Source organism: Rothia santali (genome assembly GCF_024199905.1).
GTDB lineage: Bacteria > Actinomycetota > Actinomycetes > Actinomycetales > Micrococcaceae > Rothia > Rothia santali.
Map to the genome: position 1 here is coordinate 58,664 of NZ_JANAFB010000002.1, position 20,605 is coordinate 79,268.

The following is a 20,605-nucleotide window of genomic DNA, read 5'->3' on the forward strand; positions in this document are numbered from 1 at the left end:
CTCTAGGGCCAGTGTGTGATCTCCCTCAACCCCTGGGAAAGGAGCTCGCTCGCCCCGGAGACAGCTTTGAGTCAGAATGAGATCATGGAGCCCCTCTCCCCCGCCGCCGGGCCGCCGCCGTCCGGCGAATCCGCGGACGCACCTCGGCGCGGCCGGCCACGCGTCCAGGAGGCCGCGGACGAGATCGTGGCCAGCGTCCTCGCCACGGCCGGGCCGCGGGTCGGCACCCGGGACTTGTCGACGCGCCGCATCGCGCTGCTGACCGGGCTCAGCCAGCCGGTCGTGAGCCGGGCCGTGTCCCGGATCCGCGGCTCCTCCCGGGCGGAGGGGCCGCCCGGCGAGGCGCGCGCGATGCGGCTGGTCGAGTTCCGCGTCGAGTTCCCGCGGATCGTCATCGTCGTCGAGCCGGGCGGGGAGGCGCCGGCGGGCCAGGCCCAGTCCTTCGCCCGGCGGGCGGCGGCGCTCATGGCCGCGCTGCGGGTCTCCGGGGCGCGGGAGTGGCCGAGCGAGGCCGCCCCGCCCGTCGAGGAGGTCGCCCTGCCCGCGGGCCGGCTGCGCCTGGTCTGGGAGCCGTGGGCCCAGCCGTGGGAGGAGTTCCTGGCGCGGGTCTCGGCCGCGCTGGACGCGTGCGCCCCGGCCGACGACTCGATCCCCGGGGATCTGCTGAGCCGGGTCGCCGCGCGGGTGGGGCGGGGGCTGCTGGGGGTGCGCTGGCACCGCCGGGACGCGGCGGCGCCAGGGCGGGCGTGGCAGGAAATCGAGGAGACTTTTGAATCGAAGACGATGACGGTCCCCGAGTTCCCCGCCCCGCGGAGGGGCCGCTCGGGCGGCTCCCGGTGGCTCCCGCAGGACGAGCTGTCGATCACCGAGCAGATCGCGATCGCGCTGCGCAAGGAGATCATGAACGCCGGCTTCCACCCGGGAGACCGGCTCTCCCCGGCGGTCCTGGCCTCCCGGTTGGGGCTCACGCTGCCCACGGTGCGCGCGGCGATGCGGCGACTGGTCGACGACGGCCTCCTCGCCGTCGACGCCGGCCACTTCGCGGTGCCCGAGGTGACGGGCCAGGACGTCGTCGACCTCTACGCCTCCCGCCTCCACGTGGGGTCGGTGCTGCTGCGGGGGTGCGCCGCGCAGCCCCGGCACCGGCTGCTCGCCTCGCGGCTGGCGCTGCGCGCGGTGGAGGCGGCGGCCGCGGAGGGCACCAGCGCCGACGTCGACCAGGCCGACCTGCACTTTCAGCAGGAGCTCGCCGACGCCAGCGGCCTGAGCCAGTCGGCCCGGACCTTCCACGCCCTGACGCTGCGCGTGCGCATGTTCATCTCGGTGCTGCAGCTCGACTACAGCCCCGCCGTGGACCGCATCGTGGCCGACGACCGGCGGATCCTGTCCGCCCTGCTCGAGAACCGGCCCGACGACGCCGTGGCCCAGTGGCGCGCGAAGCTGGACAACGCCGTCCGCCACATGACGGCACTCTCCCCCACGTCCTTCGACCGGGACCTGTGGGGGCGGCTGACGACGTGGTCGTGAACGAGGGCTCCAGGCGGGTCTGATGCGTGGCTGGAAGGCGCGCAGCCGCGCGGTCCCCTCAGAGACCGCTCTCGATCACGGAACCATCGATTATTATCAAGTAGAGCGTTACTTGATAATAATTGACCGTGAGATTATCAGAAGAGGGGGCACCGATGGACCGCCCGCAGGAGAACCACCCGGACACCCCGGCACATGACCGAGAGGCGAGCCCCCGGGCATCCGTCCCCGGAGCATGGCCCGCCCTCTCCTACGAGGAGCAACTCTGGGAAGGGTCGCATCACGCGTCCATGGGCCCCGAGGCGACCCGCTACTTCCATCGCGGAGCGCGCTACCGCTCCGCCGTCCCCCCGATGATCTCCGGGCTGACGCCTCGTGTGGACGACGCGACGTCGGCCCTGGCCCGCGAGGCGGAGCACGAGCTGTCCCGATTCGACAGGGAGTCCGGGCACCGCCTGGCGGCCTTCGCCCCCATCCTCCTCCGGTCCGAGGCGGCCTCCTCCTCCCAGATCGAGGACCTCACGGCGTCCGCCCGCCAGATCTTCACGGCCGAGATCGGTGGCAAGCCGGCGCGGAACGCCGCGGAGATCGTGGCCAACACCCGCGCCATGATCGCCGCCCTCGAACTGTCCGGCGACCTCGGCACGTCGTCGATGCGCAGGATGCACGGCGTCCTCATGGCGGGGCAGGAGCGGCACACGCCCGGGGAATACCGCACCCAGCCCGTCTGGATCGGCGCCAGCCGTATCAGCCCCGTCGGTGCCGGCTACGTGGCGCCCCGGTTCGAGCTGGTGCCCGAGCTGATGGAGGACCTCGCACGCTACGCGGCGCGGACCGACGTCACACCCCTCGCCCATACGGCCACCGCCCACGCCCAGTTCGAGACCATCCACCCGTTCACCGACGGCAATGGGCGCAGCGGGCGGGCCCTGGCCCAGGCGATGCTGCGACGCAGCGGACTGACCACCAACGTCGCCGTGCCCGTCTCCGCCGGCCTCCTGACGGACGTCCCCGCCTACCACGACGCCCTCACCAGCTTTCGCGAGGGCGAGGTCTCGCCGATCGTGGAGCAGTTCGCGGCGGCCTCGCTGCGCGCGGTGCCCAACGGCCGGCAACTGCTCGACGATCTCGACGCGATCCTCCAGGAGTGGACCGAGACCGTCCGACCCCGGCGGACGAGCGTCAAGAAGCGCCTGCTGGGCTTCGCGCTCGAGCATCCCGCCTTCACCGCCGAGCAGGCGGCCCGCGAACTCGAGGTCGCCGCGACCAACGTCTACCGCTATCTACGGGAGCTGGAGACGGCCGGAGTGCTCGCCGTCAAGAAAGAGCACCGGGGGCCCACGGTCTGGCGCGCCCCCGCGGTCCTCTCGGCGATCGACGCATTCGCCCTACGAGCCGGGCGCCGCAGCGCCGGCTGAGGATTCCGCACCCCGACGCAGACGATCCCCCTGCGAGCCTATCGGAGGGCCCGCAGGGGGATCGGGGATGAAGGGGGCATCACACCCCTTCGTCCGGCTCCGGGAGGCTGGGCGGGCGCGAGAGGCGGGCCCGCCCGGGCTCCCGGACGACGTCGGGCGGGCCGCTCAGCGCCCCCGGCCGGTTTGGACGGGGTCGGCGCAGGGGCTCAGACCCTCCCACGGCAGCGCCTGCACCCGACCGTAGGCCGACTGCTCGGCGTACAGGACGGTGGAGGCGCGGCCGGCGGACCGGCCCTTGCGGGAAGCGGGGACAAGCAAGTCGATGACGGACATGGTTCCTCCTGATGTTTTGCGGGAACGGACGAGCGGCCCGCGGTTGGTGATCGGTGAGTGGACGACGTCGTCGGCATCCGTTGCCTCACCCTTGCTGTGTTTACTGAGTGAACGCTTTGTTTACTTAGTGAATACTACGCTAGGGTGTCCCAGATCACTAGTCAACCCTTCTGGCATCAGTTCTTGAAGTGGCCTCCCCTTCATACGGCCACTCGTTTTCAACCTCCACCGTGACGATGTCACCATTGACGCCCTGAATACGCGAAAGTAGCGTCATCTTCTAGTGACTATCTGTTTCATCCAGTGATCACGCGTGTAAATCGCATCTATGGATATCGCCCATCGTCACTCACCTCCCCCACCGTCAAGGAGAGCCCTCATGGACTACGACATCGCCGGCCGCTGGGCCGTCGTCTGCGCCGCAAGCCGCGGCCTGGGCTACGGCTGCGCCGAGGCCCTCGCCGCCCAGGGCGTGAACCTGGTCATCAACGCACGGACCCCGGAGGCCCTCGAGACAGCGGCCGAGGCCCTGCGCCGGTCCGCCCCCGGCGTCGAGGTCCGCACCGTGCCGGGCGACATCGGCACCGGCGAGGTCCAGGGGGAGCTCCTCGAGGCGTGCCCGCAGGTCGACATCCTGGTCAACAACGCCGGCGGGCCGCCCGCGGGGGACTTCCGCGACTGGGGGTCCGAGGCGTGGTCCTCGGCGCTGCGGCAGAACATGCTCACCCCGGTCGAGCTCATCAAGGCGACCGTGGACAGCATGGCCGAGCGCGGCTTCGGCCGGATCGTGAACATTACCTCATCCTCCGTCAAGGCGCCGATCGCCGCCCTGGGGCTCTCCAACGGCGCCCGGAGCGGCCTCACCGGCTTCGTCGCCGGCATCGCGCGGCAGCCGCGGCTGGCCTCGCGGAACGTCACGATCAACAACCTGCTCCCGGGATCCTTCGCCACCCGGCGTCTCACCGACAGCCTGGAGGCCGGATCCCGGGACTCGGGGCGCGACGTCGAGGAGCTCGCCCGGGAGGCGAGGCAAGAGATCCCGGCCGGCCGGTTCGGCACCCCGGAGGAGTTCGGCGCGGCCTGCGCGTTCCTCTGCTCGGCCCAGGCCGGGTACGTCACGGGCCAGAACCTGCTGATCGACGGCGGGGCCTACCCCGGCACCTTCTGAGGCACCCGGTATGCCGGAAGACCAGTACGACCACCGGTGCCGACACCGGCCCCCGAGCGGCCCGTGCCAGGGCCTCAGACACTCCCCGGGACGCGGAGGGGGCCGGCCTGGCGGGTGCGGTCGAGCTGCCGCAGGCACCGCCGCGCGAGGCTCTTGCTGATGCCCGCACGGCGCGCGACGTCGGGGACCGGCATGCCCGCCGCTCCCCGCTCGTCCGAGCGCACGACGGAGACGACCCTCTGGACGGCCCAGCGCGGTGCGCCCTGCGGCTGACGCTCGAGGGCCGGCGCGCTCATCGTGCCGCTCCGGCGGTGCGCCGGCGCGCAGAGGGGCCTTCGACGCCGGCGCGCCTCGCGTCCCCGCCTCCGCCCGCGGCCGCCTCCCCGCCTGGCGTGCTGCCGCCGGGCGCCTGGGCGCGGAGCACCCGGGAGACGTCGCGGTGCATCTGGTCCGTGAGCTCCCGGACGCTGGCGAACTCGACCTGCCCGCGCAGGCGCTCCCGCAGCGTCACCCGCAGGGTCTGGCCGTAGAGATCCCCCGAGAAGCCGATGAGGTGCGCCTCGAGCAGGAGCTCGCTGTCCTCGGCGTAGAACGTGCGGCGGCGCCCGATGGAGACCGCCGCGAGCTGCGCGGAACCGTCCTCGAGCTCGACCAGTCCGGCCCAGACGCCGTCGAGGTCCTCCCGGTCCTCGAGCGCGATGTTGGCCGTGGGGAAGCCCAGGACGCGCCCGCGCTGGTCGCCGGAGGCGACCGTTCCGGTGATGGTGATCATTGCTCTCGTCTCCTTCTCTCGTGCGGAGGACCTAACGCCCACGGCTCGGGGCGAGCCGTGGGCTGTCCTCGGAAGCCCACGGGGCGCCGCCGGCTGCTCACCGGCGGCGCCCCGTGGGGTCCCAGGGATCGTGCTCCAACGGTCAGCGGACCGGGCCCGCGATCTCGCGCGCCGCGCGCATCCCGCTCTCGATGGCACCGTCGATGAACCCGGCCCAGATGTTCGCGTGGTCCCCGCTGGCGAAGTGCAGGCGCCCCTCGGGCCGCTGCTGCGCCGCGTGGTACCGGGTGAACTGCCCGGGGCGCTGGATCAGCCAGGTCTCCTGGGCCAGCTCGTCGCTCATCCAGTCGTGCCCGGTGGTCTCGAGCACCTCGAGGTCGTCCCGCCAGGTCCGCAGGGCCTCGGTGACCTGCTCGACGTCGTTGACGTCGATCCGCCCGGCGTCGGCGCCGAAGGCCACGAGGACGGCGTCGTCCTCCCCCAGGTACTCGGTGCGCACCACGGACAGCGGGTGGTGCTGGCTCGAGTAGGCGAAGAACGGTTTGATCGGTCCCTTGACCCGGATCCACGCCTTGACGCCCTGCGAGCCGGTCTTCTCCTCGCTGGGCAGGGTCTTCCGCTCGTCCAGCGGCGGCTCCACGGGGAGCTGGCCGATCACGTTCTGCGGCAGCGTGACGATCACGTGCCCCGCCCGGATCTGCCGACCTTCACCGTAGGTGAGCACCGCGCCGTCGTCGTCGTGCTCGATGCGGCTCACGCGGGCCGACGTGCGGATGTCCGCGCCGGAGTCCTCGGCGATCGAGGCCACCAGCCCGCCCGTCCCGTGCTTGAGGCGGTAGATCGCCGAGGCCTCGTGCATCAGGTGCCAGGATCCGGCCGCGGCGGCGGTCCAGCGCAGGGCGCTGACGAAGCCGCACTGGTCGAGGGGGCCGTTGAAGTGCCCCACCCAGGCCGCCTCGTTGGCATTGCGCTCGTCCTCCGAGAGGTCCAGCGCGTCGAGGGCCTGCTGGATGTTCAGCTCGTCCACGCGCTCCAGGCCCTCGACGGCGAGCGGGTCGTCCGGGCGCGGGATCCAGGTGCGGGTCTCCTCCAGCAGCCGGGTCATCCCGGGGTCGATGAGGCCCATGAAGTCCTCCAGGTTGCCCCGGCGGACCTCGTCGCCGGCGAGCCAGTAGGTCTCCTCGGCGCGGGGACCGCGCGTGACCTCCAGGCCGTAGCGGGTGACCTCGGCCCAGGAGTGCGGCTGGGTCCAGTGCATCCAGGTGCCGCCCATCTCCAGGTCGCGGCCCAGGCGGCGGTCGGTCCAGGTGCGGCCGCCGAGCCGCTCCCCGGCCTCGAGGACCACGATCGAACGGCCCTCCTCGGCCAGCTCGCGCGCGGCGACGAGTCCGGCGATCCCTCCCCCGACGATGACGACGTCTGCGGTTTCCATGTGTCTGCTCCCCTCTCTGGGTGGGTGGGAGGGCGGTGCCCTTCCCTATGGTGAGTCGCGGCGACGCCCCGGTCGGGGCGCCGCCGCAGGAGTCCAGGACCTGCGGGCAGCTCCGGCGGCCCACCGCCGGGCGCGGCCCGAGGCCTCGCGGCCACGTTCCGGGGTCCGGTCAGCGGCCATGGGGTCCGGTCAGCGGCCCTCGGGCACCTCGTAGTGACCGTCGACCCGGCGGACCAGGCCCCACGGGTTGCCGTCCCGAAGCGCGGCGGGCTGCAGCGCCTCGGGCACGTTCTGGTACGCTACCGGGCGCAGGAAGCGCTCGATCGCCAGGGTGCCCACCGAGGTGGAGCGCCCGTCCGAGGTCGCCGGGAACGGCCCGCCGTGGACGATCGCGTCCCCGACGTCGACCCCGGTCGGCCACCCGTTGAACAGGACACGGCCCACGGTCAGCTCGAGCTTCTCGAGCATCCGGCCGGCCGTCTCCCGGTCGGCGCCGTCCTCGGCGTCCAGGTGCAGGGTTGCCGTGAGCTGACCCTCCAGCCCATCGATGAGGTCGAGCAGGCGCGCCTCCGAGTCGTACCGGATGACCAGGCAGACGGCCCCGAAGATCTCGTCGGAGAGCTCGGGCGTGCTCAGGAAGGTCTCGACGTCGGTGGTGTAGACGGCCGGCGCGGGCGCGTTCTCCGTCGAGCCCGCCTTCCCCTGGGCCGCGGCCTCGACGCCGGAGACGCCCCGCAGCCGCTCCTCGCCCTCGACGCGGGCCGAGCAGATGCCGCGGGTGAGCATGGTCAGGCCACTCGTCGAGGACAGCTCCTCGACGACCTGCCGCACGAGATCGTCGCCGTCCTCGCCCGCGGGGACCAGGAGCAGGCCGGGCGCGGTGCACAGCTGGCCAGCGGATCCGTTGAGCGAGGCGACGAAGTCGGCGGCGAGCTTACGCCGGTCCTGCCGCAGTGCGGAAGGAAGGAGGAAGATCGGGTTGATCGAGCTCATCTCGGCGTAGACCGGGATCGGCACCTCGCGGGCCGCGGCCGTGGCCATGAGCGCGGTGCCACCGGAGCGGGAGCCCGTGAAGCCGACGGCCTTGATCCGGGGGTCCGCCACGAGCGCCTGCCCCACACCGGAACCGCGCCCGTAGAGCAGCGAGAACGTGCCCGGGTGCAGGTCGTGCTCGCGCACCGCCTGGGTGATCGCCTGGCCGACGAGCTGGCCGGTGCCCGGATGGGCGTTGTGGGCCTTGAAGACCACGGGGCAGCCGGCCGCCAGCGCCGAGGCGGTGTCCCCGCCGCCCACCGAGAAGGCCAGCGGGAAGTTCGAGGCGCCGAAGACGGCGACCGGGCCCAGCGGGAGCTTGCGCTGCCGCAGGTCCGGACGGGGCAGCGGCTTCCGCTCCGGCAGGGCCGGCTCGATGCGCACCCCCAGGTAGTCCCCCGCCTCCGCGACGCGGGCGAAGAGCCGCAGCTGGCCGACGGTGCGCGCGAGCTCGCCTCGCGCCCGCGCCTCGGGGAGACCGGTCTCCGTCTGCACCGTCTCGACGATGGCCTCGCCGGCCTCCTCGAGGCGGTCGGCGGCGGTCCGCAGGAAGGCGGCGCGAGTCTCGGGGTCCGTCCGCCGGTAGCTCTCGAAGGCCTCCGCGGCGGCTCGGGTGGCCTGTTCGACCTGCTGCTCCGCGAGCAGCGTGTATTCGGGGCCGGTCTCCGCGTTGCGCGCCGGGTCCACGCCCCGGACGGTGCCGCCCTCGCCTGCGAGTGCGCCGCCGTTGACCAGCGGGTCCAGAGTGTTGACCGAGGTCTCCACCATATTCAGCTCCCTTCGATGTGCCGCCGTCCCGAGACGGGTGTCTCGTGATCGGTGAGGACCGGAAGGGGCGACGCCGAGGGGTGGGACCCGGCGCCCAGGCTAGCGGGCGTGGACGGGGATCACCGTTCCTCGGGCGTCGCTGAGAAGAACCGATCTCTCAGAACAGCGGCGCCGTTCAGTAGTACGTTGAGTTTCTGTTCCTGGGTGCGGGCGTCGGTGATCCGGTGCTTCGGAACCACCAGAGCCAGCGCGGCCACCATGTGCCCCAGGCTGTTCGTGATCGGGACGGCCACCGAGTAGATGTCGTCCTCGAGCTCCTCGTCGGTCTCGGCCCAGCCTTGACGCTTGATCTTCTCGATCTCGCGGGCGAGGGTCTCGTGATCGGTGATGGTGCGGGGCGTCATCTCCTCCAGCGAGTCGCCGGTGATCTGCCTGACCTGGTGCGGTTCGAGCTGGGCGAGCAGCAGCTTCCCCGTGGCGGACGCGTGATGGGGCCACTTCAGACCGGTCAGGTCCGAAACGGTCACCGCGAAGGTCCGGGGGGACTCCTGGAGGATGATCTCCAGGTCGTGCTGCCCCTGCCGCAGGCTCATCGTGACGGTCTCCCCGAGCTGGTCGGCGAGCGAGGCCACGAACGGCCTGGCCCGATTGGCCAATCCGATCGTGGGATCCACGTCCCGCGCGATGCGGGCGAGGTCCCAGCCCAGGGAGTAGGTGTTGCCCTGCCGATCCACGAACCCCTCTTCCTCAAGCGTGAGGAGGAGCCTGAAGGTAGTGGCCCGCGGGAGGCCGATCTCCCGCGACACCTCACTCACGTTCAGCGGGACGGGGCTGCCGGCGACGGCTCTCAGCACCTGCACGGCCCGAGAGACGGACCGGTTGCCGCTGGTTGCCGCTGTCGACTGATGACCTGTTTCTGTCACGATGCTCAGGGACCTTTCTTTCGGATCGGTCCCTTCAGCCTAGCCGCTACGGGGTGTAGTCGAAGCTCACCTCCCCCCAGCCCTCGAACGTCCCCGTGACCGAGGTGCCCGGGGTGAGGCTCACGGCCTCGAGGCAGCTGCCGGGGATGACGACGTCGCCCTCCCGGAAGGAGATGCCGTACTCGGCGACCCGGCGGCACAGCCACACGATGGCCGAGAGCGGGCTTCCATAGATCGCGGAGGTGTTGCCGGAGGCCGCCACCTCGCCGTCGACGACGACGTGCCCGGGCATGTCCGCGAGGTTCACCTCGGTGAGCCGCCGCGGCTGCGATCCGAGGATCACCGCGCCGCTGGACCCGGAGTCGGCGAGGGTGTCGAAGATGCCGATCTTCCAGTCCCTCACCCGCGAGTCGATGATCTCGAGCGAGGGGACCACGTAGTCGGTGGCCCGGATGACGTCCGCGACGGTGGTGTGCTCGCCGCCCAGGTCGCCCTTCAGGATGAAGGCCGGCTCCAACTCCACGAAGGGTTGGATGTAGCTCTGGGCGGAGACGGCCAAGTTCTCCGGCACGAACTGGCTGGCTAGGAGGTAGCCGTAGTCGGGCTGGTCCACCCCGAACTTGCTCTGCATGGCCTTGGCGATGTTGCCGAGCTTGAACCCGGCCACCTGGTCGCCCGCGGCCACGCGGCGGCGGACGACCTCCTGCTGCACGCGGAAGGAGTCCGCGACGCTCATGGACGGCTCCGTGCCGAAGATCTCCTCGAGAGGAGCCCTCTGGTCGGTGGCCTCGATCAGCCGCTGCGCGACCGACTCGACGTTGATGCTCATGAAATGGACTCTCCTTGGTTCAGGCGTTCTCCCGGAGGAAGTCCCCCAGGTGCCAGATCTGCATGGCCGAGAGCATCTCGCGGGGGTCCCAGACCACCGACTCCTCGATGATCTTCCCGTCGCGATGCTGCAGGAACGAGGCCCCCGTGACGGTGACGGTCTGCTCGGTCGGGGGAACCCCCATGAACTCGCCCGTGTGCTTGCCGGTGCTGCGCCAGTGGATGGCGATCAGATCGTCGTCCTCGATGGCGTGGATGACCTCGACGTTGAAGTTGGTGAAGGCCCCGAAGGACTCGTTGATCTGGCGGACCACCTCCTCCAGAGCCTCGTCCCCGGTCTTGGAGTGACGGCGGTAGCTCTCCGCGGTCAGCTCCTCGAACGCGGTGGTCTCGCCGTGTCCCCACGCGCGGATCCACGCGTCGGTGATGCGGTCCAGCATCTGGCTCATTTCGCTCCTCCTTGGTTCTGCTTCTCCGGGGCGGGGGTCGGGGGCGGCCACTCGTCGTACTCGCCGAAGGTTCCGCCGCGGAACATCAGGGCCTTGCCCGGCGCGGCCTCCATGGTCTGCACGGAGCCGACGATGACGTAGTGATCCCCCGCGACAACCTCCGAGAGGACCTCACAGTCGATGTAGGCCACCGAGCCGTCGATCCTCGGCGTGCCGAGCGCGCTCTCGGAGTAGTCGACGCCCTGGAACTTGTCGACGCCCTTGCGGGACAGCGCCCGGCACACGGGCACCTGCTCGGTAGACAGGATGTTGGCGGTGAACCGCTTCAGGGACCGCAGGGTCGGCCACGTGCTGGAGGACTTGTCCACGCAGAACGTCACCAGCGGCGGCGCGAGTGACAGGGACGCGAAGGTCCCGACGACGAATCCCATGGGCTTCCCGTCCTCCGTGCGGCCGGTGATGGCCGTGACGCCGGTGGGCAGGGTCCCGAAGACCTTGCGGTAGTCCTCTTTGGTGATCTCCTGGGGCGGAGTCTTGATGGAGGTGTTCATGTCCTTCTCCCTCACTGGTCTCCGGCGGCCACGAGGTGGCGGCCGTGGGCGGTGCCCGGGTGGTCCGGGTGGAGGCGCTTGCTGCCCGCGCCGAACAGGTTCTCGCGGAGCGTCTCGCCCTCGTAGGCGGTCCGCATCAGGCCGCGACGCTGCAGCTCCGGGACCACGTAGTCGGCGAAGTCCTTGACGTCCTGGTACTTGACCGCGTGGGCCACGTTGAAGCCGTCGATCCCGGTCTCGTCCATCCACGACTGCAGTTCGTCCGCCACGGTCTCGGGACCGCCCACGATCACCGGTGCGGTCCCCCCGAGGCCGATGTACTCGGCGATGTCCCGCGGGGTCCATTCCTTGGTGGGGTCCATCTTCGAGAAGATGTCCACCATCGTCTGGCCGGCGTTGGTGTTGACGTGCTTGAGCGGCACGTCGGGGTCGAAGGTGTCCATGTCCAGCCCGGCCCAGCCGCTGTAGCGCGCCATCGCGCCATCGTAGGAGACGAGCTCGAGGTACTCCTCGTACTTCTTCTGCGCCTCGGCGTCGGTGGGGGCGCTGATGACGGTGATCATCTGCAGCACGGCGACGTGCTCCGGATCCCGCCCGGCCTCGACGGTCTTCTGACGCAGGTTGTCCACCTGCTTCTTCAGGCCGGCCTTGGAGGTGGCGTTCATGAACACGGCCTCCGCGGTCTCTGCGGCCAAGGCCACGCCGCGGCTGGACCCGCCGGCTTGGAAGACCACGGGGGTTCGCTGCGTCGAGGGCTCGCAGAGGAAGATGCCGGGCACGGAGAAGTGCTCTCCCGAATGGTTGATCTCGTGGACCTTCTCAGGGTCCACGTAGGTCGAGGAAGCGGCGTCGCGGCGGACGGCGTCGTCCTCCCAGGAACCCTCCCAGAGCTTGAGCGCGACGTCGATGAACTCGGCGGCGCGGCCGTAGCGGTCATCGTGGGCGAGCTGGGATCCGGTGCCGAGGTTCTTGGCGGCGCTCTCGGCGTAGGAGGTGACGACGTTCCAGCCGATGCGGCCGCCGGTCAGGTGGTCCAGCGTCGCGAACTTGCGCGCGGTGGCGTAGGGGTGGTCGTACGCCGTGGACGAGGTGACGCCGAAGCCGAGGTGGCTGGTCGCGGCGGCCATCGCGGGGATCGCGTAGGCCGGGTCGTTGGCCGGGATCTGGGCGGCATCCTTGAGTGCGTCGGCCACGCTGCCGCGGTAGACGTCGTGGTAACCGACGTTGTCGGCGAAGAAGATCCCGTCGAAGCACGCCCGCTCGAGCAGCTGCGCGTACTCGACCCAGTACCGGATCGAGGTGTACTCCGCCGAGCGGTCGTCCGGGTGCCTCCACAGGCCGGCGGAGAGGTGCGCGGGCCCGTTGAAGTCGAAGGCGAAGACCCGCATCTGCTGTGTCATGATGTCACTCCTGTCTGTTCATCTAGCGATCAAGGTAGTTATCTAGTGAGTAGACCGTAATCCAGATCATAGTGGCCGTCAAGGACGCTCGTCATCAAACCGCTCACTGATGGACACGGGCCCACGGGCCCCTGTTTCAACGGGTCATCGAGCCCTCTGGACCGCCACCCCACTCTCTCGGCCACCGAACGGGCGAACTGCGGGAAGAGGTGTTCCGCGTCGTTGACGCGTGATGCAGGACACTCTACTCTGTAGTCACTCAACAAACGCTTCGTTCATTCAGTGGTCACACGGGTAGATTCATGTGCCGATGCCATCGATGTCATCGGCCCCGGTGGTCACACCCTGTCCCAGGGATGATCCAGAAGGACTGATCGACCATGCACAAAGACACGCGTACGGGTCTCGCCTCCGACCCTCAAGGGCGGCCCCTAGAGGCTGACGATTGCGTGATCGTCAACAAGAAGCAGATGCGGCGCGCACAAATCGGCGCCGGCGTCGGCAACTTCATGGAGTGGTACGACTTCGGCATCTACGGCTACCTCGCCGTCACGATCACCGCCGTGTTCACCCACGGCATGGACGAGAGCGTCGGACTCCTGGTCACCTTGGCCGGTTTCGCCGTTTCGTTCGTCGTCAGACCGCTGGGCGGCATGATCCTCGGTCCCCTGGGCGACAAGGTGGGCCGTCAGAAGATCCTCTTCCTGACCATCTCGATGATGGCGATCGCCACGGCCCTCATCGGCCTGCTGCCCACCTCGCACACGATCGGGCTGTGGGCGCTGATCCCGCTGTACCTTCTGAAGATGGTGCAGGGCTTCTCGACCGGCGGTGAGTTCTCCGGCGTCGCGACCTACGTCTCCGAGTTCTCCTCCGACAAGAAGAGGGGGCTCTCCACATCGTTCCTCAACAGCCAGTCGATGATCGGCTTCGCCGCCGGCGCCGGCACCGTGGCCATCACCACCGCGGTCACCACCAGCATCTGGGGCGAGAACGCCATGCTCGACGGCGGCTGGCGCATCCCGTTCCTGATCGCGATCCCGCTGGGCGCGGTGGTGATCTGGTTCCGCACCCGGACCCCCGAGACGCCCGCCTTCGAAGAGGAACTCGAGGATCACATCAGGCACCCCGAGGGCTCGCTGTTCCGCCGCTACGGGGTCCTGGGGATCCTCAGGAACTACTGGCCGGCCGTGCTGATCGGGGGTTCCCTGACCGCCGCGGACAGCTCGATCTCCTACATCCTCACCAGTTACATGCCCGCCTACCTCGAGACCGAGGTAGGGGTCTCCACCATGGGAGCAGCGGTGGCCACCGTCCCGATCCTGATCTTGGTAGCGGTCGGAATCCCGTTCATGGCGCGACTCTCGGACAAGATCGGGCGCCGGCCGGTCTACGGCATCGGAATCACGTCCTCGCTGTTGCTCATGATCCCCGCCTTCGCGGTGGTCCACATCGGCACCGAGTGGTCGGTCTACCTGGCCATGTTCATGATCGCCATCCCCGCCACGTGCTTCCTCGCCTTGACAGCCAGTGCGCTGCCGGCCCTGTTCCCGACCGCGTCGCGCTACGGCGGCATGGGCATCACACACAATGTGGCCCTGTCCGCGTTCGGCGGCACCGCACCGTTCTTCAGCCAGTTCCTGCTCAACCTGACAGGCAACGCATACGCCCCGGCGTTCTACGTGATGTTCTTCTCCCTGGTGGCGATCGTGGCGCTGTTCTTCATGAAGGAGAGCGCTGGGCGGCCGCTGCTCGGCTCGGTGCCGGTGGTGGAGACCCGGGAAGAGGCGGAGCGCCTGGCCCGGGAACAGCACCACGACGAGAAGGTCGACACGAGCACCATGCCGATCTTCGTGGTCGACGGCAAGCGGTGACGTGACGCGAGCCCCTCGCGCCCGATCGCCCTGGATCCGCACCATGAGGCGGATCTAAGAACACCTCAGGCCGCCGAGAGCTGAGCTCGTTCACCGAGCTCAGCTCTCGTGCGTCCACGCCGGATCCCGGCGTCACCGAACCACCGTGCCCGCGGCCCACGATGCCCGCCAAGAAATGCACCGCCACGGAACGGCACGAGGCATGCCCTCACCACCGTGAACCATGCACATGATGTCAAGACCCAAGCAGAAGGATTAAACCACCGTGACAGAGATGAAAAAGTCGACCCTCGACGACGAACCCGTCGGACGAAGGCTGGAGGTCGAGGACTGCGTCGTCGTCGACAAGAAGAAGATGCGGCGCGCCCAGATCGGCGCCGGCGTCGGCAACTTCATGGAGTGGTACGACTTCGGCATCTACGGCTACCTTGCCGTCACGATCACCGCGGTGTTCACTCACGGGATGGACGAAAGCGTTGGGCTCCTGGTCACGCTGGCCGGCTTCGCCGTCTCCTTCATCGTCCGACCCCTCGGTGGTGTCATTCTCGGACCTCTGGGCGACAAGATCGGACGTCAGAAGATCCTCTTCCTGACCATCTCGATGATGGCCGTGGCCACCGCCCTTATCGGGCTGCTGCCGACCTCGCACACCATCGGGCTGTGGGCGCTGATCCCGCTGTACCTTCTGAAGATGGTGCAGGGCTTCTCGACCGGGGGCGAGTTCTCCGGCGTCGCGACCTACGTCTCCGAGTTCTCACCCGATAAGAAGCGTGGATGGTCGACGTCGTTCCTCAACAGCCAATCCATGCTCGGCTTCGCCGCCGGTGCTGGAACCGTCGCCGTCACCAACGCGGTGGCCACCAGCATCTGGGGTGAGAACGCCATGCTCGACGGCGCATGGCGCATCCCCTTCCTGATCGCGATCCCGCTCGGCGCCGTCGTGATCTGGTTCCGCCTGCGCACCCCCGAGACCCCCGCCTTCAGCGGTGACCAGTCACTCGCCCGCCGGCTGCCGAAGGGTTCGCTCTTCCAGCGCTACGGGATTCTCGGAATTCTCAAGAACTACTGGCCCGCCGTGCTCATCGGATGCTCGCTCACCGCTGCGGACAGCTCGATTGCCTACATCCTCACCAGCTACATGCCCACCTACCTCGAAACCGAGGTAGGGATCTCCAATCTGGGAGCGGCGGTGGCCACGGTGCCGGTGTTGGTGGCCGTCGCGATCGCCATTCCCTTCGTCGGCCGGTTGTCCGACAGGATCGGACGACGGGCCGTGTACGGGATCGCCGTCGCCTCGGCCCTGCTGCTGATGGTCCCGGCCTTCACGGTGGTCCAGATAGGCACCGAATGGTCGGTCTATCTGGCCATGTTCATGATCGCCATTCCCGCCACGTGCTTCCTGGCCCTCACGGCCAGCGTCCTGCCGGCCCTGTTCCCGACGGCGTCGCGCTACGGCGGCATGGGGCTGACGCACAACGTCGCCCTCTCCGCCTTCGGCGGGACCGCGCCGTTCTTCAGCCAGTTCATCATGCAGCTGACCGGCAGCCCGTACTCGCCGGCTTTCTACGCGATGTTTTTCTCCCTCCTGGCGATCGTGGCCATATTCTGCATGAAGGAGAGCGCGGGGCGGCCGCTGCTCGGCTCGGTGCCGGTGGTGGAGACCCGCGATGAGGCCCAGGAGCTCGTAGATCGGCAGGACGCCGACGACCGCGTGGACACCACGACCATGCCGATCTTTACCGTGCGCCGACGCTGAATCTCCACCCGGAATTCAGCCTCTCCACGACATGCAATCTTCGTGTGTTCGCTCACATGCCGATGGCGCGACTCCGCCCGGGGTGATGCGGGGGAGGTGGGCCGTTCTCCGCTGAACGGCGGACGGGTGGCCCAATGGAACGGGTGACGACTGGAGTGGTCCGCACCCAGCCCGAACTCGGAATATCTCATCAGCTCCCTTACGATTGCATGCGATCCCTATTGACCACCTATGTTCGCTAGATGAACAGGGCTGGGACGGGGTGGGTGTGACGCGGCCGCCGCGTCGCATCGCACCCCGGCCCCGCCCGCCCATTTTCGCGGCGGGCGACCGACCGGAGGACTGAGAAGCATGACCAAGAGTGTGCAAGACACGACCGAGCCCTCATTGGAGGGGCGGCCGCTGGAGGCCGAGGACTGCGTCGTCGTCGACAAGAAGCAGATGCGGCGCGCACAAATCGGCGCCGGCGTCGGCAACTTCATGGAGTGGTACGACTTCGGCATCTACGGCTACCTCGCGGTGACCATCACCGCGGTGTTCACCCACGGGATGGACGAGAGCATCGGCCTGCTGGTGACCCTCGCCGGCTTCGCGGTCTCGTTCATCATGCGGCCCCTGGGCGGCATGATCCTCGGGCCCCTGGGCGACAAGCTCGGACGCCAGAAGATCCTCTTCCTGACCATCTCGATGATGGCGATCTCGACCGCGCTGATCGGGCTGCTGCCGACCTCGCACACTATCGGGCTCTGGGCGCTGATCCCGCTGTATCTTCTCAAGATGATCCAGGGCTTCTCGACCGGCGGCGAGTTCTCCGGCGTCGCGACCTACGTCTCCGAGTTCTCGCCGGACAAGAAGCGCGGGTGGGCGACGTCGTTCCTCAACAGCCAGTCGATGCTCGGCTTCGCGGCCGGCGCCGGCACCGTGGCCATCACCACCGCGGTCACCACCAGCGTCTGGGGCGAGGACGCGATGCTCGACGGCGGGTGGCGCATCCCGTTCCTGATCGCGATCCCGCTGGGCGCGGTGGTGATCTGGTTCCGCACCCGGACCCCCGAGACGCCCGCCTTCGAGGGCGAGCAGGACGTCATCCTGCGGATCCCCGACGGCTCGCTGTTCAAGCGGTACGGGCTGGCCGGCATCATCCGCAACTACTGGCCCGCCGTGCTGATCGGCTGCGCGCTGACCGCCGCGGACAGCTCGATCTCCTACATCCTCACCAGCTACATGCCCACCTACCTCGAGACGGAGGTAGGGGTGTCCTCGACCGGGGCCGCGGTGGCCACGGTGCCGGTGCTGGTGGTCGTCGCGATCGCCATCCCGTTCATGGCGCGACTCTCGGACAACATCGGGCGCCGGCCGGTCTACGGCATCGGCATCGCCTCCTCGCTGCTGCTGATGATCCCCGCCTTCGCGGTGGTCCACATCGGCACCGAGTGGTCGGTCTACCTGGCCATGTTCATGATCGCCATCCCGGCGACCTGCTTCCTCGCCCTAACCGCGAGCGCGCTGCCGGCCCTGTTCCCAACGGCGTCGCGCTACGGCGACATGGGGCTGACCCACAACGTGGCGCTCTCGGCCTTCGGCGGGACGGCGCCGTTCTTCAGCCAGCTCATCATGCAGCTGACCGGGAGCCCCTACTCACCGGCCTTCTACGCGATGTTCTTCTCGCTGCTCGCCCTGCTGGCCCTGTTCTTCATGAAGGAGAGCGCGGGGCGGCCGCTGATCGGCTCCGTGCCGGTGGTGGAGACCCGCGAGGAGGCACGGAAGCTGGCCCGCGTCCAGGACTCCGACGAGCGGATCGACACCAGCACCATGCCGATCTTCGCCGTGGATCAGGCGGGCAGGGCCGCCGAGCCGGGGCAGGCGGGTCCGTCCGCCTGAGCCTGCCGGCGCGGGTGAATCTCCGTGCCCGGGACACCCCTCCCCTAGTGACGACTCGTCAAGGAGCGTGAACGCATGAGGACCGATCGACTCATCCAGACCGTCGAGACGCACATCGAGGGGCTTCCCGTGCGAGTCGTCACCGGCGGCGTCGGCGTCTTCCCCGGGAAGACGATGGCCGAGCGACGGCGGTGGTTCATCGACCACTCGGACCATCTGCGCACGCTGCTGATGTGCGAGCCGCGCGGCCACGGCTCGCTCTCCGGGGCGATCCTGCAGCCGCCGACCCGCGGCGACGCCGACTGGGGCGTGCTGTTCATCGAGGTCACCGGCGTCCTGCCGATGTGCGGGGCCGGGACCATGGCGGTGGCGACCGCGCTGGTCGAGACGGGGATGGTCGCGGTGGCCGAGCCCGTCACCCGGGTGCGGCTGGACACCCCCGCCGGGCTGATCGTCGCGGAGGTCCGCGTGGACGGCGGGCGAGCGGAGTCGGTGACGATCCGCAACGTCCCCTCGTTCCCGGTCGAGCTCGATCGGCGAGTCGACGTCCCCGGCCTGGGCACGGTGCGGTGCGACATCGCCTACGGCGGCAACTTCTACGCCGTCGTCGACCTGGAGGACCTGGGGATCCCGGACGACCACTCGTCACAGCAGCGACTGCTCGACGCCGGATCCGCCATCATGGCCGCCGTCGACGATCAGGCGCTCCCCGTCCACCCGGAGGACCCGGCCAACGCGGGGTGCGAGCACGTCTACTTCCGGGCGCCCGGGGCCACCGCGCGCGGCGGGCGGCACGTGCTGGTCAACCACCCGGGGTGGATCGACCGCTCCCCCGGCGGGACGGGGACCAGCGCGCTCATGGCGGCCCTGCACGCGCGCGGGGAGCTGGGCCTGGAGGAGGACTTCGTCAACGAGTCCTACATCGGCACCACCTTCACCGGGCGGCTCGTCGAGCGGGCCGCGGTGGCCGGGCGCGACGCCGTCGTCCCCGTCATCACCGGCAGCGCCTGGATCACCGGCACGGCCCAGTACACGCTCGACCCGACCGATCCGTTCCCGGCCGGGTTCGCCGTGTAGGGACGCCGTCAGCCGGCGACGCCGTCCTCCCGCTCGCGCCGGGCGCGCGCCGCGGCGCGCCGCGCCTGAACGCCGAAGTAGACCGCGCCGGCGACCATGACGCCCAGGATGCCCAGGCGCCACCAGGCGGGGCTCGTGCTCAGGATGACCGCCCACAGCGCGCTCAACGCCGAGTACAGGGCGCACATGTTCCTGAATCGCCGGGCCAGCGCCTCCGGCGTCGTGCCCTCCGGGGTTCCCTCCATGGCCGCCCCTTCATCCGTCTCCGGCCTGCGCGTCGTCTCCAGCCGGCCGGCGTCGTCCGTGGCCACCATCGTGCCACACGGACCGCTGCCGCCGTCGATGGAACGAGCCGCCCGCGGACGCCTCCCGGGCGGGGAGGACATCTCCCGGGTTGGGCCACGCTCCTTCCATCCCCAGATGCACGCTTCCAGGCGAGTGCGGCTTACACTGTAAATGCCCCTCACGCCCGGAGGACGGTCGCACCGTCCTCGGGACGCTGCCCTCGCCGCCGAGGGCAGGCGATGGGCTCCTGCCCCACCGTCAGCGACATTCCCGGAGGAGGAGCGACCATGTCTTCCACCGCCACGCCTGCCGCCGTGCGCCTGCACTTTCAGCGCGTGCACAACTCCCAGACACTCAAGGGCATCGCCTGGCGGGTCATCCAGCGCCACGACGTCCCCGCCGTCGAACACCTGGTGCGCCGGCAGGTCCGGGGCGCCGACTCCTGGTCCCTGCAGCCCGGCACCCACGGCATGGCCGCGTACTCACGCAGCGGGTCGCTGGTGGCCGCCGTGCTTGCCACGCGCGGCCGCTCCTTCGCGGAGCATCCCAACCTGTTCCTGACCGTCGCGGCGCACCCGAGCTGGGGAGGCACCGGCCTGGAGCTGGCCGGGCTGATCCTGCTGGAGCGCTTCCTCGCCCAGCGCGGGTTCACCGGAGGAATGCTCTTCGGCGCCTGCTCCTCCCTGGACGCCCAGCACTACCAGCAGGCCGGATACGAGATCAGCCGGCCCCACGAGCCGCTGCGCCTTCCCGGCGGCAAGATCATGGTCTCGCCGAACCCTCAGGCCCCCTGCTGGTTCTACCGCCGCCCGCTGGCCGAGGAGACCACCGCCTGACGGCGATGCGCGTCCTGCCCGGCCAGCGCCACCGCCCGCAGCAGAGGCCCGAGGGATCCCACGCGGGGACACGTGACACCACCGCGGATCGGCCCGCGGTCCCCGCTAGGCACCGCGTCGACCGCTGAGCAGCTTCCAGGTGGAGGCCTTACCCTTCGCGGCGGTGGGCGGCCGAGGCGAACCCAGGTGCCGGAGTTGGTCAGGGGCACCACCCTTCGGGCTCGCGCCCCTCTGGGGCAGAGGAAGAGGTAGCCCGAATCGCCCCGCTGCAGCGCTGACCCTCCTCCGTAGGATA

General features: G+C 69.7%; 19 protein-coding genes and 1 pseudogene. 8 read left to right on the forward strand and 12 right to left on the reverse strand.

Annotated features, from left to right (window positions below; all coding sequences use genetic code 11):
* The first annotated feature begins 84 nt into the window (after nt 1-84).
* Both NBM05_RS01220 and NBM05_RS01225 read left to right on the forward strand, forming a co-directional pair.
* Complete coding sequence (locus NBM05_RS01220) at nt 85-1,527, forward strand: GntR family transcriptional regulator (RefSeq protein WP_254164483.1); 1,443 nt, start codon at nt 85-87, stop codon at nt 1,525-1,527.
* Between the two features lie 290 nt (nt 1,528-1,817).
* The gene (locus tag NBM05_RS01225; protein ID WP_302183591.1) at nt 1,818-2,945 is read left to right on the forward strand and encodes a Fic family protein; all 1,128 of its coding nucleotides are present in this window, start codon (nt 1,818-1,820) and stop codon (nt 2,943-2,945) included.
* A 165-nt stretch (nt 2,946-3,110) separates the two neighbouring features.
* Here NBM05_RS01225 and NBM05_RS01230 read toward each other — a convergent pair whose 3' ends face one another.
* Nucleotides 3,111-3,278 (reverse strand): hypothetical protein, encoded by a 168-nt coding sequence (locus NBM05_RS01230; RefSeq protein WP_254164485.1) that lies wholly within the window; start codon nt 3,276-3,278, stop codon nt 3,111-3,113.
* A 379-nt stretch (nt 3,279-3,657) separates the two neighbouring features.
* Between NBM05_RS01230 and NBM05_RS01235 the strand changes: the two genes are divergently transcribed.
* Complete coding sequence (locus tag NBM05_RS01235) at nt 3,658-4,446, forward strand: SDR family oxidoreductase (protein ID WP_254164487.1); 789 nt, start codon at nt 3,658-3,660, stop codon at nt 4,444-4,446.
* Nucleotides 4,447-4,520: 74 nt separating this feature from the next.
* Here the strand turns inward: NBM05_RS01235 and NBM05_RS01240 are convergent, their stop codons facing one another.
* The 10 genes and pseudogenes from NBM05_RS01240 to NBM05_RS01280 form a co-directional block, all read right to left on the reverse strand.
* Nucleotides 4,521-4,742, reverse strand: a complete 222-nt coding sequence (locus NBM05_RS01240) for a helix-turn-helix domain-containing protein (RefSeq protein ID WP_254164489.1) — start codon at nt 4,740-4,742, stop codon at nt 4,521-4,523.
* On the reverse strand, nt 4,739-5,218 hold the full coding sequence (locus tag NBM05_RS01245) for a riboflavin kinase (protein WP_254164491.1): 480 nt from the start codon (nt 5,216-5,218) through the stop codon (nt 4,739-4,741). The genes NBM05_RS01240 and NBM05_RS01245 overlap by 4 nt, the downstream gene beginning before the upstream one ends.
* 142 nt (nt 5,219-5,360) lie before the next feature.
* On the reverse strand, nt 5,361-6,650 hold the full coding sequence (locus NBM05_RS01250; protein ID WP_254164493.1) for a flavin monoamine oxidase family protein: 1,290 nt from the start codon (nt 6,648-6,650) through the stop codon (nt 5,361-5,363).
* Between the two features lie 189 nt (nt 6,651-6,839).
* Entirely contained in the window at nt 6,840-8,450 is a 1,611-nt protein-coding gene (locus NBM05_RS01255) for an aldehyde dehydrogenase (NADP(+)) (RefSeq protein ID WP_254164495.1), read from the reverse strand.
* A 119-nt stretch (nt 8,451-8,569) separates the two neighbouring features.
* Nucleotides 8,570-9,184: an IclR family transcriptional regulator gene (locus NBM05_RS01260; protein WP_254164497.1), complete on the reverse strand. Its 615-nt coding sequence runs from the start codon at nt 9,182-9,184 to the stop codon at nt 8,570-8,572.
* A pseudogene (locus tag NBM05_RS15765) lies at nt 9,185-9,373 on the reverse strand (helix-turn-helix domain-containing protein); the annotation flags it as partial.
* Between the two features lie 46 nt (nt 9,374-9,419).
* Nucleotides 9,420-10,202 (reverse strand): 2-keto-4-pentenoate hydratase, encoded by a 783-nt coding sequence (locus NBM05_RS01265; RefSeq protein WP_254164499.1) that lies wholly within the window; start codon nt 10,200-10,202, stop codon nt 9,420-9,422.
* A 19-nt stretch (nt 10,203-10,221) separates the two neighbouring features.
* Nucleotides 10,222-10,650, reverse strand: coding sequence for an ester cyclase (locus NBM05_RS01270; RefSeq protein WP_254164501.1), 429 nt, complete (start codon nt 10,648-10,650; stop codon nt 10,222-10,224).
* Nucleotides 10,647-11,201, reverse strand: a complete 555-nt coding sequence (locus tag NBM05_RS01275; RefSeq protein WP_254164503.1) for a flavin reductase family protein — start codon at nt 11,199-11,201, stop codon at nt 10,647-10,649. The genes NBM05_RS01270 and NBM05_RS01275 overlap by 4 nt, the downstream gene beginning before the upstream one ends.
* Nucleotides 11,202-11,212: 11 nt before the next feature.
* Entirely contained in the window at nt 11,213-12,601 is a 1,389-nt protein-coding gene (locus NBM05_RS01280; RefSeq protein ID WP_254164505.1) for an LLM class flavin-dependent oxidoreductase, read from the reverse strand.
* 449 nt (nt 12,602-13,050) lie between these two features.
* Between NBM05_RS01280 and NBM05_RS01285 the strand changes: the two genes are divergently transcribed.
* The 4 genes from NBM05_RS01285 to NBM05_RS01300 all read left to right on the forward strand — a co-directional run bounded on the left by NBM05_RS01285 (nt 13,051) and on the right by NBM05_RS01300 (nt 19,189).
* Nucleotides 13,051-14,475 (forward strand): MFS transporter, encoded by a 1,425-nt coding sequence (locus tag NBM05_RS01285; protein ID WP_254164507.1) that lies wholly within the window; start codon nt 13,051-13,053, stop codon nt 14,473-14,475.
* Between the two features lie 274 nt (nt 14,476-14,749).
* The gene (locus tag NBM05_RS01290; RefSeq protein ID WP_254164660.1) at nt 14,750-16,231 is read left to right on the forward strand and encodes an MFS transporter; all 1,482 of its coding nucleotides are present in this window, start codon (nt 14,750-14,752) and stop codon (nt 16,229-16,231) included.
* A gap of 351 nt (nt 16,232-16,582) precedes the next feature.
* On the forward strand, nt 16,583-18,112 hold the full coding sequence (locus NBM05_RS01295; protein ID WP_254164509.1) for an MFS transporter: 1,530 nt from the start codon (nt 16,583-16,585) through the stop codon (nt 18,110-18,112).
* A 75-nt stretch (nt 18,113-18,187) separates the two neighbouring features.
* Nucleotides 18,188-19,189, forward strand: coding sequence for a proline racemase family protein (locus tag NBM05_RS01300; RefSeq protein ID WP_254164511.1), 1,002 nt, complete (start codon nt 18,188-18,190; stop codon nt 19,187-19,189).
* A gap of 8 nt (nt 19,190-19,197) precedes the next feature.
* Here the strand turns inward: NBM05_RS01300 and NBM05_RS01305 are convergent, their stop codons facing one another.
* A complete protein-coding gene (locus NBM05_RS01305; protein WP_254164513.1) occupies nt 19,198-19,434 on the reverse strand; it encodes a hypothetical protein in 237 nt (78 codons plus the stop codon).
* 327 nt (nt 19,435-19,761) lie between these two features.
* Here NBM05_RS01305 and NBM05_RS01310 point away from each other — a divergent pair, with 327 nt between their 5' ends.
* Entirely contained in the window at nt 19,762-20,310 is a 549-nt protein-coding gene (locus NBM05_RS01310; RefSeq protein ID WP_254164515.1) for a hypothetical protein, read from the forward strand.
* Nucleotides 20,311-20,605 lie beyond the last annotated feature (295 nt).